The organism is Virgibacillus sp. GM2-2 (assembly GCF_055329585.1).
Window position 1 is genome coordinate 131,012 of the sequence record NZ_JBUZWC010000004.1, and the last position, 13,609, is coordinate 144,620.

At 37.3% G+C, this 13,609-nt stretch carries 14 protein-coding genes and 1 other RNA gene; 5 read left to right on the forward strand and 10 right to left on the reverse strand.

Annotated elements, in window-relative coordinates:
* The first annotated feature begins 3 nt into the window (after positions 1 to 3).
* The 5 genes from selD (at position 4) to ACY9Z2_RS07115 (ending at position 4,220) form a co-directional block, all read left to right on the forward strand.
* Positions 4 to 1,053, forward strand: a complete 1,050-nt coding sequence (gene selD / locus ACY9Z2_RS07095; protein ID WP_463608922.1) for a selenide, water dikinase SelD — start codon at positions 4 to 6, stop codon at positions 1,051 to 1,053.
* Positions 1,054 to 1,149: 96 nt separating this feature from the next.
* Positions 1,150 to 2,046 (forward strand): phosphate/phosphite/phosphonate ABC transporter substrate-binding protein, encoded by an 897-nt coding sequence (gene phnD / locus ACY9Z2_RS07100; protein WP_463608923.1) that lies wholly within the window; start codon positions 1,150 to 1,152, stop codon positions 2,044 to 2,046.
* A gap of 11 nt (positions 2,047 to 2,057) precedes the next feature.
* Entirely contained in the window at positions 2,058 to 2,813 is a 756-nt protein-coding gene (gene phnE, locus ACY9Z2_RS07105; RefSeq protein ID WP_463608924.1) for a phosphonate ABC transporter, permease protein PhnE, read from the forward strand.
* Between the two features lie 13 nt (positions 2,814 to 2,826).
* Positions 2,827 to 3,567 carry a phosphonate ABC transporter ATP-binding protein gene (phnC, locus tag ACY9Z2_RS07110; protein ID WP_463608925.1) on the forward strand — a complete coding sequence of 247 codons (741 nt, stop codon included), beginning with the start codon at positions 2,827 to 2,829 and terminating at the stop codon, positions 3,565 to 3,567.
* Between the two features lie 62 nt (positions 3,568 to 3,629).
* Positions 3,630 to 4,220 carry a polysaccharide deacetylase family protein gene (locus ACY9Z2_RS07115; protein ID WP_463608926.1) on the forward strand — a complete coding sequence of 197 codons (591 nt, stop codon included), beginning with the start codon at positions 3,630 to 3,632 and terminating at the stop codon, positions 4,218 to 4,220.
* A 753-nt stretch (positions 4,221 to 4,973) separates the two neighbouring features.
* On the opposite strand, the gene ACY9Z2_RS07120 is transcribed toward ACY9Z2_RS07115, so the two are convergent.
* The 10 genes from ACY9Z2_RS07120 to rnr form a co-directional block, all read right to left on the reverse strand.
* Complete coding sequence (locus tag ACY9Z2_RS07120) at positions 4,974 to 5,180, reverse strand: thioredoxin family protein (protein WP_463608927.1); 207 nt, start codon at positions 5,178 to 5,180, stop codon at positions 4,974 to 4,976.
* A gap of 177 nt (positions 5,181 to 5,357) precedes the next feature.
* Positions 5,358 to 6,005, reverse strand: coding sequence for a thioredoxin family protein (locus tag ACY9Z2_RS07125; RefSeq protein WP_463609029.1), 648 nt, complete (start codon positions 6,003 to 6,005; stop codon positions 5,358 to 5,360).
* A gap of 234 nt (positions 6,006 to 6,239) precedes the next feature.
* On the reverse strand, positions 6,240 to 7,553 hold the full coding sequence (locus ACY9Z2_RS07130) for an MFS transporter (protein ID WP_463608928.1): 1,314 nt from the start codon (positions 7,551 to 7,553) through the stop codon (positions 6,240 to 6,242).
* A gap of 109 nt (positions 7,554 to 7,662) precedes the next feature.
* On the reverse strand, positions 7,663 to 7,818 hold the full coding sequence (locus ACY9Z2_RS07135) for a DUF1540 domain-containing protein (protein WP_463608929.1): 156 nt from the start codon (positions 7,816 to 7,818) through the stop codon (positions 7,663 to 7,665).
* Between the two features lie 74 nt (positions 7,819 to 7,892).
* Positions 7,893 to 8,837 carry a cation diffusion facilitator family transporter gene (locus ACY9Z2_RS07140; protein WP_463608930.1) on the reverse strand — a complete coding sequence of 315 codons (945 nt, stop codon included), beginning with the start codon at positions 8,835 to 8,837 and terminating at the stop codon, positions 7,893 to 7,895.
* Between the two features lie 95 nt (positions 8,838 to 8,932).
* Positions 8,933 to 9,253 (reverse strand): ArsR/SmtB family transcription factor, encoded by a 321-nt coding sequence (locus ACY9Z2_RS07145; protein WP_463608931.1) that lies wholly within the window; start codon positions 9,251 to 9,253, stop codon positions 8,933 to 8,935.
* A 147-nt stretch (positions 9,254 to 9,400) separates the two neighbouring features.
* Positions 9,401 to 9,766: a transfer-messenger RNA gene (gene ssrA, locus ACY9Z2_RS07150) on the reverse strand.
* A 118-nt stretch (positions 9,767 to 9,884) separates the two neighbouring features.
* On the reverse strand, positions 9,885 to 10,349 hold the full coding sequence (gene smpB, locus ACY9Z2_RS07155; RefSeq protein ID WP_463608932.1) for an SsrA-binding protein SmpB: 465 nt from the start codon (positions 10,347 to 10,349) through the stop codon (positions 9,885 to 9,887).
* 74 nt (positions 10,350 to 10,423) lie between these two features.
* Positions 10,424 to 11,233 (reverse strand): zinc transporter ZupT, encoded by an 810-nt coding sequence (zupT, locus tag ACY9Z2_RS07160; RefSeq protein WP_463608933.1) that lies wholly within the window; start codon positions 11,231 to 11,233, stop codon positions 10,424 to 10,426.
* A 199-nt stretch (positions 11,234 to 11,432) separates the two neighbouring features.
* The gene (gene rnr / locus ACY9Z2_RS07165) at positions 11,433 to 13,595 is read right to left on the reverse strand and encodes a ribonuclease R (RefSeq protein WP_463608934.1); all 2,163 of its coding nucleotides are present in this window, start codon (positions 13,593 to 13,595) and stop codon (positions 11,433 to 11,435) included.
* Positions 13,596 to 13,609: the final 14 nt, after the last annotated feature.

A 13,609-nucleotide genomic window follows, 5' to 3' on the forward strand; every position in this document is an offset into this window, starting at 1 on the left:
AGCATGTCAAAAAAAGAAGAAATCATTAAATTAACTTCTTTATCAACAAAAGGTGGTTGAGGATGCAAAATTGGTCCTGAAGACCTGTCGCAGGTTCTGCGGCATATACCTAAATCTGAACCCGATCCAAACCTGCTCGTCGGATTAGATACATCGGATGATGCAGGTGTTTATAAGATAAACGATGAGACTGCCTTAGTTCAAACATTGGATTTTTTCACTCCGATTGTCGATGATCCATACATGTTTGGACAAATTGGAGCAGCCAATTCACTTAGCGATGTGTATGCAATGGGAGGAAAACCAATTACCGTTATGAATATTGTTGGTTTTCCAATCAATAAACTAGATAAAAGCATTCTAGCTCAAATTCTAGCTGGCGCTGCTGATAAAGTCAGAGAGTCTGGAGCAGCTTTAGTTGGGGGACATTCCATCGACGATGATGAACCGAAATTTGGCTTATCCGTAACAGGAACCATCCATCCAGAACGCATTCGAGCAAATGTAGGCGCTAAACCTGGTGATCGCCTTATCCTGACTAAACCGATTGGTGTCGGGATTTTAACAACAGCGATTAAGAAAGACCTGTTAGCACAAGATAAACTCGACAATGTAATGAAGGTGATGGCAACGTTAAACAAGTACGCTGCAGAGGCAATGGAAAATTACACAGTAAATGCTTGTACCGATGTGACTGGTTTTGGATTACTTGGTCATACACTTGAAATTGCAGAAGGTAGCGACGTTGGTATTACGATTAATAGTAAAGACGTCCCTGTTTTACCTGGAACAAGAGAACTTGCCGAAAAGGATGTTATTCCAGGTGGAACGAAAAAGAACCATAAATGGATAGCTGACCGAATTGATTACACGAATATCAATGAAATCGATCAGTTCATTCTCTGTGATGCGGTTACTTCGGGTGGATTGCTTATTTCAGTTCCTGAAGCAGAAGTTTCCTCCTTACAAGCCGATTTACAGAAAAAGAATGTTGAATCTGCTGTAATAGGAGAAGTTACACGTGAGAATGCTGGACGAATTAATGTAATCTAATGAAAACAGGACTCTCCTTGAGTCCTTGTTTTACCCTAAATGGGTTACTATTTGTAACTTTAAAATGGTAAACAACAACTATATGAGGTGAATAAATTGAATAAATGGCTTATTACAATTTTTGCTATAGGTATTATCCTAATTTTATCAGCATGCGGAGACACAAACGAAGAATCAGGTTCAAGTGATGAAGAGTCGGACAAGTTCACAATTGGGGTAATTCCTGCTCAAACAGAAGGATCAATGGATAATGCGATGAAAAAACTACAAAAGCTTTTAAATGAAAAACTAGAACGTGAAGTTTCAGTAGAGGTTTATCCTGATTACAATGGTGTGGTTGAAGCAATGAACTACGACAAAATTGATATGGCTTACTTCGGTCCGTTAACGTATGTCGTAGCGCATGAAAAGAGTGGTGCTAAAGCTATTATTACACAACTAATTAATGGCGAACCGTTTTACCATTCCTATATCATTACACATGCGGATAATCCATGGAATTCATTAGAAGAACTATTAGCAAATCCTAGTGAAATCGACTTTGCTTTTGGTGATCCAAGTTCTACTTCCGGCTCGCTAATTCCTGGAATCGAACTGGAAGAGCGTGGTGTATATAAAAACGAAAATGAATACAAATTTAATGCGGTACGTTTCACCGGCTCACATGACGCAACTGCGTTAGCCGTTCAAAACAAGCAGGTTGATGCTGGAGCGATTGATAGTGCTATCTATAACCAACTAGTTGATTCAGGTAAAATAGATGGAGAACAGCTGAAGGTTATCTGGAAATCAGATAAATTATTCCAATACCCTTGGGCCGTTCATAAAAATACTGACAAAGAAACAATTGAAAAACTACAAAAAGCTTTCTTAGCGATTGAAGATAAAGAAATTCTAGATGCATTTGGCGCTACAGGATTTACGAAAGCATCTAATGAAGATTATGAATTCATCAGAAAAGCAGCAATCAAACAAGGAATTATTGAAGAATAGAGCTGATATCCGTGTGGTTTAAACGCAGAAGTTTCATTACAATCATTCTGTTAGCAATCTTTATATACATTAGCATGCGTTTAACAGAATTTGACCTATCAAAATTTAAAGATTTTCGCAATATGATTGATTTTTTATCACAATGGTTTCCAATGGACACCTCTAATTTATCTGGAATGTTAGAGGATAGTGTTCTAACACTTGCTATGGCTTTCCTAGGGAGTCTATTCGGTCTAATTATTGCGTTACCGATTAGTTTTATAGCAGCTTGGAATACAGCTCCGTCTAAAATTTTGTATCACATAACGAGATTTGTTTTGAGCTTTGTGCGTTCCATACCTGAAATTGTTTTTGGGTTAATTCTATTGACTACGCTTGGATTAGGACCATTTCCAGCAGTCCTTGCCATGATGCTCCATAATATCGGGGTACTTGGTAAATTGATTGCGGAATTAGTGGAGGCTTCAGATCCCGGACCACAAGAAGCGATGAAAGCAGTTGGGGCAAGAAATTGGTTTGCTAACCTATTTAGTATTATTCCACAAATTTGGCCGGTTGTATTATCAAATTATTTTTACCGATTTGAAGTAGCCATTCGTACTTCCCTTATACTAGGTTTTATCGGTGGTGGTGGAATAGGTCAGCGTCTTTTCAATGATTTTAAAACGTTCCAGTATTCAGCTGTAGCCCTAGATGTTTTACTAATTATGATTCTCGTTATTATGGTTGATCTATTTGGTAGCTATGTACGAAAAAGGGTTATTTAAGGAGGGTGTTTCCATGCTAGAATTACGAAATTTAACTATTCGATATCCAGGAACGGAGCAAGATGCACTCTCCAATATAAATTTGACCTTCAACCAAGGTGAGTTTGTTTGTATATTAGGTAAAAGTGGTGCAGGAAAGTCAACGTTAGTAAGATGTATTAATGGACTACAAAAACCAACTGATGGCGATATAATATGGGACGGACAGTCTTTATCAAAAATGAATGACACACAGCTAAGAAAAGTCCGCAGAGAGATGGGAATGATTTTTCAACATTTCAATCTCGTCCCTCGTCTATCCGTTTTACAAAATGTCCTAACGGGTTCATTTGGCTACCGAAACTCATTCAAAAATTTAATTGGCTGGTTTTCACCAACAGAGATGGAACGAGCAAAGCAAGTCATTTCAGATGTTGGATTATCTGAGATGATGAATCGACGTGTGGAGCGCCTAAGCGGTGGGCAAAAACAACGAGTTGGTATTGCACGATCTATTTTACAACAACCAAAAATATTATTAGGTGACGAGCCTGTTTCCAGTCTCGATCCAGGTACATCGATGCGGATTTTTAACATCCTACAAGAGATGCATGAGCGACATGGATTACTGTCCATTATAAATGTCCATGATGTTCATTTAGCACGACAATATTCAACGCGATTGATTGCACTAAAAGATGGAAAAGTAAGCTTTGATGGAAAACAAGAAGATTTTGACGAACAAGAGTATAATCATCTATATGTTTCGAATTAATATGGACGGGGTGAAATTATATGGTCATGAAAAGTCCTTGAGTAGTCGACAATTCACGGGTCGTGTACGGCTCTAAAGATCGTAATATTATTACAACAGCACCAACGAAGGAACAAAAATCAGTAGTCTTAACGTTTGATGATGGTCCAAGTAAAGTGCTTCCTGAACTATTAGATATCCTAAAGAACGAAAATGTGCCTGCAATGTTCTTTTGGCAATCACGCTTGTTATATAAAGAAAGACCATGGAAACGAGTATTGGATGAAGGACATGTGATTGGAACACATTCAACTAAACATCTAAATTTAGTAAAGCTATCGTATGAAAAACAATTTTACGATATAAAAAATAGTATCCAAAAAATCGAAAAGATTACTGGTGAAGAGATAACCTTTTTCCGCCCTCCATTTGGTCAGTATAATGACGATACGATAAAAGCGGCAAAAGAATTGAATGTTACGCCCATTATGTGGCGAGTGGCAGCAATGGATTGGGAATTGAAGAATCATCCCGAGCAAATTATTTCAAACGTTGTGGAAAATTTGGAAGACGGTGCGATTATTTTATTGCATGAGCTTACTCAAACAGTTGCAGTATTGCCGGATTTGATTAAAAGAATAAAGGAAAAAGGATATGATTTTAGCCTTTTATGATAGAAAACACGGCCATGGTCGTGTTTTTTTGTAACGTCAGAAAGTTATGGTAGACCTTATAAGAAAAACTTCGGCACTCGCTAGTAAGGACGAAGCGAATGCCGAGTTTTTCTAAAAATCATAGCAATGACTGAAAAAATATGTTAACGGCAAATATAATGTTTACCATAGCGGGATTATGAGGTATACTCTAAGTAGAAGGACATATATTATAAAAACCCGTCCCATGCTGGACACATGGAACGGCATAATAGACTAACCCCATCAAAAGGGGGAGGCACAGTAAGGAAATAATCCCTCACATTGACCTGTTAAAATCACATGAGGGATTATTTTTTATGGTTTTTGTCGGACATGATAAACGCAATTAACATGCCGAATGAAATCATCAGCGTTAATACTTTATCAATATCCATAAGCAACACCTCCTTTTTAGGAAATATCCTAAAAAGTGAAAATGGTGCGCCTAACCCCTCATATGAAACTAGTCTATTGTTCATTCTATTGTACCAAAAAAAAGCAACTTAATTGTTATTTTTTTATTGCGCTTTCTCCCGAGTTTAGGGATGCTCTCTCCTGACTTTAGTGCTGTCTCTCCCTGGTATGTTGTGCTCTCACCCGAATTATTCAGGTTCTCTCCCGTGTTCGGTGTAGTGTCTCCCGAGTTACTTGTTTTCTCTCCCATGTTTCAGTTTGACTTATCACTTCATAATTAAAAAAAGCACAAACCGTAGCCTGTGCTTCTTTTTCACTTTATCCTTGAGCAAACTCTTTTACACGTTCTTCTGGTACAAATCCAACAGAACGGTCTTTTTCTTCTCCGTCCTTGATAAGAACCATAGTCGGGATACTTTGTACACCAAACTCACTTGCTAAATCAGATGATTGATCGACATCCACATAGCGAAAATCAACATCATTCATCTCTTCAGCGACGCTTGAGACCACCGGCCTCAACATTTTACAGCCTGGTCACCAATCTGCCCCAAACTCAAGAACTAGTGGCTTTTCTGCTTTATCTTTTAATGCTTCATACTCTTTTAACGTAATGGTTTCAGCCATGTTAAGCCTCCTCTTGAATATATTGTTTCACTTTTTAAGTTTATTATGAATTACACGGTAGGTAAAATAATTTGTTTATCTCTCATATTCTTTCATTGTTCCCGGTATAACACAGCCTTCAGGACCACAGATCTGCTCACCTTTTCGTTTTGCTTCTTCAGCCTTTTCTATCTCTAATTGCTTTTGCTGCCATTCTATATCAATAGTCGGTGAGAATTTTTCCGGATGTCGGATGTACCAACGCTGCTTTCGAATTAAAAAGTTATCTGTGTCAAGAAGTAACGCTTCATCTAGCTCTTTTAGCGCTTCTTCCTTTTTGCCATTGTTAGCATATTCCATACCCAATTTATATTTTGTTTGAGCTAACATCTTTTCAACATCATTTGTAGCATCAGATGGATTATAATACGTATCTTCTAGCTCCACCTTTTCTACTTCTTCGGCAATTAATTTTCTTATCGATTCAACATGTTCATCCTTCGTCACATGGAAACCTTGTTTGATAAGACGAATTGTCCCATCCTTATCAACAAAAATACCATTTGGTACTACTTTAAATCCAAATAGATTTGCAAGCTTATTTTCAGTATCGACGACAGTTTTAAATGGCGTATCTTTTGCATAAGGCTTCACTACTTCTGCACCTTGAATATCAACTGATACTGATAAAAGTTCAAAGTTGTCATCTTTATGTTTTTCATAAAATTCCTGCCATCCAGGCAGTTGTTCTCTACAACGTCACCACGATGCCCACATAAAAATTAACACGTTTTTTCCACGATAATCATTTCCAATGGACACATTTTTACCTTTTAGATCTGAAAATACAACATTCGGCATTTTTTCAAGTAGCATGATATCCCACCTTTCAGCTTCAGTATAATGTATTGTAAATTCTTGACTCAACTAATTGGATTATCACTTCTCAAGTTTTTAGTATTGTATGTTCTCTACCATTTAATTACTAACCAACTTAGCTTTGTTAGGCTTTTTAGCAATCAATGAGCAAATAATTCCGATTAATGGGAATATGAGAGTAACTAATAAGATTGGGGTATAGCTATGGAAGATATCATAGCCGACTCCGAATGGAAGCGGTCCAAAAGCGGAACCGAGTACTCCCATTGTTACTCCAACGCCATTAATACTGCCTATATATTTCCTTCCAAAATAATTCGGCCAAATAACATTTAAGCCTATGCGTTCAAATCCATTGGCTATTCCCCAGAGGATACCAAATAGTATGGCCATTAAGAGACTTGTTGTCACCAATAGCATTAATAATAATATTAATTCAATGACAAATATCGTTACCAGTAAATAATTTGTTTTAACTTTTTCCGTTATATAACCCGAAACAAATGACATCGGAATACCAACCACAGCCATCAAGCTTAATACCATTGCAGCTGATTCTGGGGATAGCTTATTTGTACCAAAAATCGATATAATATGAAACGTTATTCCTGTATTAACCATCGCTGGGATCCCAACACAAATCAGAATTGCCCAAAAGGCTTTCGTTTTCATTGCTTCACTTAGCGTCCAGTCTTGATCAGATTCTTGAATAGGAGTTGTCCCTAAAACTGACTTCACTGTTCTATCCTGGTTTCCGGAAAATCCATCTGGTTCTAAACCTATATCTTCTGGTTTATTACGTACACCAAAAAGAGCAACAGGCACAAACACAACTAGTAGCAGAATCCCCCAGAACCTCCAAGCAGACTCCCAATTCCACGTGTCAATTAGCCAAGTGTTAATAATAGGAAAGGACATAGCACTCGCAAAGCTTCCTAATGTCATAATACTGAATGCTAATCCCCTTTTTTTAATAAACCATTGAGCGACTAATGTATTAGGAATAAGCGACATACTTCCCTGTCCTAACAAACGAATTAGGAAAAATCCAGTGCCAAGCATCCACATACTAGATACCATACTATTAAAAAAACATGCAAACCCAAACATTGTTCCAATCAAGACCATCATCGTTCGTTGTCCAAATCGATCAATAAACCTTCCAATAAAAATCATGATTAATCCGGCAACCAAGGTAGCCGCAGAGTATAAACCAGACACCTCAGAACGTGACCAACCGAATTCCCTTATGTACTCATTTATAAATACTGAATTAGAGTATGTTTGACCTGGACCGGAGAAAAATACCCCTAACCCAGCTATAAATACAATAAACCAACCATAATAAAACTTCTGGAAAAATTTGGTCCTTATCAAATGCACTGCACCACCTTGATGTAAATAAACGCACATGGAAAATATAACACTAACTTAGTTGGGTGCAAAGATATCGGACTTAATAATTTTAAAAACCATGAATACATTTTTTGTATTCATGGTTACTTTTATTGAAAGGATTTAGTTAACTTCTTGCTTCAAACGTTTTACAATCTGTTTCTTCTGTAGTTTTTGCCTTTGAATTTTTGTGGGTAACTACATATATTCGGTCGGCATTACAGACATTGCCGTCACCCCAATATGTGCAGTTATTTACTTCACATAGGACATCTTTAGCCACATCAACACCTCCCCTTTTTTATTATTCTCGAGAATGTCTGAAAAAATCATAGGGGATGCATTTTCCAATAAGTTCTAATGACTGTGTTGATGAACGGTAGAATCCTGATCATACTGGCACATTAAAGAATCTTCATGTGGATGATCGCTATTTTCCATCTGAATCGTCACATGGCCGATGCCTTTTGATTGTAATTCGTGCTCAACTGTTCGCAACAACTTTTGACTTTCATGTACCGTTATGTCACCATCTACTACCGCATGGCAGGAAAGCGCATTCTGGCCACTTGTAATACTCCAAACATGCAGATCATGAATACTAACAACACCATGTACGTTTTCCATCGTTTGAATTATATCATCAAGCTCAATGTTTTTAGGTGTACCTTCCATCAACACATGGATAGCGTCTTTGGTTACTCTCCATCCACTTACTAATACAAGTAAAGCAACAATAACACTAGCGAGTGGATCGGCCCATCCCCAATTGAAAAACATAATGAACAATGCAGCAACAATTGCTCCAACAGACCCTAATAAATCGCCCAACACGTGCAAGAAAGCTGCACGTAAATTTAGATTTTCTTTTGTATCACCACGCATTAGCATCCATGCTACAACTATATTTACTATTAGTCCAATTGAAGCAATTACTAACATTCCTGTTGATGCGACTTCAGGAGGTTCGGTAAATCGATGATATGCTTCATAAAATATATAGAGTGAAATTAATACCAGCGTTATTCCATTAAAAAAAGCTGCCAGTATTTCAAATCGCTTGTATCCATATGTTTTGCTGTAATTTGCTACTTTTTCCCCTAATGTAAAGGCTAATACACCGACCCCTAATGATATGGAGTCACTTAACATATGACCTGCATCAGACAATAAAGCAAGGCTATTAGTCAAAAAGCCACCTATCGCCTCAACGATCATATAAGCAGTAATAATAATAAAACTAATAAATAATGCTTTTTTATTTGCACCGTGCGTATGGTCATGTCCATGATCATGTCCCATAATTTCACTACCTCCCTTTCACGTTATATTCTTACATGCTCATATAACAATATTTATTGCGTAAAATAGTATTTCTTATTATTTGTTACCTAGACTTAATTATGACAAGCATGATCGATTGTTTGCTTTAACATATTCATTACGTGCTCATCATCATGCGAGTAAAACAATGTCGTGCCTTCTCGCCGATACTTTACCAGTCGTAAATTTTTTAAAAAACGTAATTGATGAGAAACGGTGGATTGTCTTAAATGCAAACTCTCTACAATATCATTTACCGAGTATTCGTTCTGAAAAAGTAAATGGAGAATACGGATTCTTGTTGGATCACCTAATGCTTTAAACGTTTGTGATACAACAAATAATGTTTCTTCGTCTAAATCTTTTTTCGTTGTATTTTCATTATTTTCTTCCATTGTGCTCCCTCATTTCTGCTTTGTATTATGTTTTTATGTATTGTATGTGTATATATTAGCATATGTTCATATTATAGTATGTAAAATTTTAATGTCAACAAAAATTATTAAGAATTTTATACACAAAAAAACCACCAACATATGTATTGGTGGAGACGGTGGGAATCGAACCCACGTCCAGAGATATTGCCACTCAGGCTTCTACGCGTGTAGTTGGTATATTATCATTCACAATCATTTCGGCCTACCAACAGGCTTCCATGATGCTAGTCTGATTGGTTTCAACTACCATCCTCAGACGGTGGATGGCAGTATAGCCCGCTTCATTTGAGACCCTTCGATCTGCATCACGGGCGAATGCAGGAAGGATCGCTTTAGTACTACTTACGCAGCTGCTAAAGCAGGTTGATTGTTAGTTTTGCCAGTTATATTTAGGCAAGTAACGTTTTACGAGCCGTAACCTCGACGCGCAACCTGAGCTCAATCTACCCCTGTCGAATCCTAAACGTCCCCATGTAAGAGAAACGCTCGGATAAAACTGAGCATTTATTAAATTGTATTACCATTCATTGTTACTACATTCATCATTATAGCATACTCATTGAAAAATGCAACCCGTTACTAGGTCTTTTTACCTACCTGCATCTTTCATTGCTCGATCAATATCACGCTTCATTTGTTTTTGTTTTAAATCTTCTCGCTTGTCGTATTTCTTCTTCCCTCTTCCAAGGCCAATCAACACTTTTGCATAACCATTTTTAATATAGATTTTTAATGGTACTAAAGCGTATCCTTGTTGTTGCGTTTTTCCGATTAATTTATCAATTTCTTTTCGGTGTAACAACAATTTCCGGGTTCGTGTTGGGTCGTGATTAAATCTGTTCCCCTGCTCATACGTTGATATGTGCAAGTTGATCAGCTTTACTTCCCCTTTATCAATTCGTGCGTGTGAATCCTTTAGATTGACGCGTCCAGCCCTAATTGATTTTATTTCCGTACCTTGGAGAACGATCCCCGCTTCGTATGTTTCTTCGATAAAATAATCGTGTCTTGCTTTTTTATTTTGTGCAAGTGTCTTACCGAGTCCTTTTGGCATAAAACTTCCTCCTACTGCTTCCGTGGAACTTATTTTATCAAAGAATGAACGTTAATTCCAATTAATAGAAGCAGCTAAATAAATAACAGTAAGCTTACCGCCATTAATGCCATTCCACCAACTAGACCGTAAATAGAAGTATGTGCCTCATCATACTTTTTCGCAGCTGGTAACAATTCATCAAGTGAAATAAACACCATAATACCTGCTACCCCAGCAAAGATGACTCCAAACATTACATCGGTTAAAAACGGCATTAAAATTAAGAATGCAAGTACAGCTCCAATTGGCTCCGATAATCCTGATAAGAAAGAAAGTTTAAATGCTTTTTTCTTATCATTCGTCGCGTAATAAATTGGCACTGATACAGCAATTCCTTCTGGTATGTTGTGAATAGCTATCGCAACTGCGATTGCAAAACCGATTTGTGGATCTTGAAGTGTTGCGGTGAAAGTTGCAATCCCCTCTGGAAAGTTATGAATACCAATTGCCAAAGCTGTAAAAGTCCCCATTTTTAAAAGTTCAGGACTATTGACGACTTTACCAGGCATTTTCATATCTTCTACTTTCTTTAGCTCATGTGGATTGGATTGTTTTGGTACAAATCGGTCAATTAGGGCAATCAATGCAATCCCTGCGAAAAATGATCCGACCGTTAACCAGCTTCCCCCAACTTTTCCTAGTTCTCCAATTAAGGCATCCTGTGCTTTTACAAAAATCTCAATCATGGATACATAAATCATTACCCCAGCAGAAAACCCTAACGCAAATGATAAAAATTTAGTGTTTGTTGTTTTTGTAAAAAACGCTAGAACACTCCCTATTCCAGTAGCCAATCCAGCCAATAATGTGAATAGGAATGCCAACATAACCTCTTCTGACATAGTTTTTCCCCTCTTTGTTGTACAAGTTAATTTATTTTTCCTTTGGTAAACTTTTTTATAGATAGTTATACTTTATTCCATAAGCTAACAAATTGCAATTATTTTTTATTGATTATTTTCGACAAATGAAAAAAGACTAATCCAGTTCAATTTATTATAAACTGGATTAGTCTAACGTATTATTACTATTTATTTAGTGTTACCCACTTTTTTGTTTCTTTTTCTTTCTCGAGCTCGTAGCCATTTCAAAATCTACTACTCGTTCGTCTAGATTTACCGCAATTACACGTACATCAACTTTATCGCCGATCCGATAAACATTACCGGTACGTTCACCTATCATAGCGTAATGTCGTTCATCATAGTGATAATAGTCATCCGTTAACTGACTAACATGCACGAGACCTTCCACTGTGTTTTCAAGCTCGACAAACAACCCAAAGTTTGTAACCGAACTAATAACACCACTGAAAACTTCTCCAATTTTATCTTCCATGTATTCTGCTTTTTTCAGATCATCGGTTTCACGTTCTGCATCAACAGCAGTCCGTTCTTTTCCTGACGTATGTCTAGCGATTTCCGGCAAACTTTCCTTCCACTTTTGGATTGTTTCGTTGTCCATTTTTTTCTCAATTAAATACGTTCGGATTAACCGATGAACAATTAAATCCGGATACCGTCGAATTGGTGACGTAAAATGCGTATAGAAATCGGTTGCTAGACCAAAATGACCAACACTTGTTGGATCGTATTTCGCTTGTTGCATGGAACGCAACATTAACTTAGAAATAATCATTTCTTCCGGTCTGTCCTTCACGTCTTCCAAAATCTTTTGTAATGCCTGGGGATGTATCTCATTTGCTGTGCCTTTCACACGTAGTCCAAGCCCTCCGATAAATTCAAAGAAATGCTGTAGTTTTGATTCATTTGGATCCTCATGAATTCGGTGAATAAATGGCACGTCCATCCAATGAAAATGCTCAGCGACTGTTTCATTCGCTGCAAGCATAAATTCCTCGATTAATCGTTCTGCAACGCCACGTTCTCGAATGACCACGTCAGTAGCTTTTCCTTCTTCATCAACCAATACCTTAGCTTCTTTAAAGTCAAAGTCAATTGCGCCACGCTTCGCTCTTTTCCCACGTAAAATCGAAGCAAGTTCTTCCATTTGTTCAAACATTGGAACTAGTGGTTCATAGCGGTCTCGTAACGACTCATCCTTTTCCACTAAAATCTTATTCACGTCACTATAGGTCATTCGTTCATTCGTCCGAATAACACTTTGGAAAATCGAATGATTCACAACTTCTCCAGCTGCATTAATCTCCATTTCACAGCCAAGTGTTAGTCGATCAACTTGTGGGTTCAAGGAACAAATACCATTTGATAACCTATGAGGAATCATAGGAATAACACGATCGACTAAGTATACACTTGTACCACGTTCAAGGGCCTCTTTATCCATAGGTGTATCTTTTCCGATGTAGTAACTAACATCAGCGATATAAACACCAAGCTTATAATTTCCATTGCTGAGTTTTTCAACTGATACGGCATCATCTAGATCCTTTGCATCGGCTCCATCAATCGTAACCGTTACCTGTTCACGTAGATCTTTACGATTTTTTAGTTCATCTTCATTAATTGTATCAGGTGTATTTTCAGCTTGATCTAATACTTCATCTGGAAAATCAATTGTTATTCCGTGCTTATAAATAATCGAAATGATATCAATTCCTGGATCATTTTTATGACCAAGGATTTGAATAATTTCACCTTCTGCACTCTTTCTACCTTCCGGATACTTCGTGATTTGAGCAATAACCTTATGCCCACTAACCGCTCCTTTGGTTGCACTTTTCGGTACAAAAATATCATTCGGAATTCGCTTATCGTCGGCAATGACAAACCCAAATGAACGATTATCTTCAAATGTACCAATTACCTGATGAACAGCACGTTCAACGATACGAATAACAGTCCCTTCAGGCCGGTTACCATCCTCATCCTTTTTATCCAAACGAACTAATACGGTGTCATTGTTCATCGCAGAAGCTAGGTCAGAATGATGTATATACACATCTGATTGCCCTTCCATTTCCGGTAGTAAAAATGCAAATCCTTTTGCATGCATTTGGATGCGCCCTTTAACAAGATTCATTTTCTCTGGTAATCCGAATCTGTTTTTTCTTGTACGAACAAGCTCACCGTTTTCTTCTAGCTCATTCAATGATATGACAAGGTTCTTAAAGTCCTCCGTCTCCGTAATAGTTAAAATTTCTTTGAGTTCATCAACTGCAAGTGGTTTCGTATTATTTTCTTTAAAATAATTGCGTAATTCTTCTTTAATAGTATCTTTCATTTGTTCACCTTCTT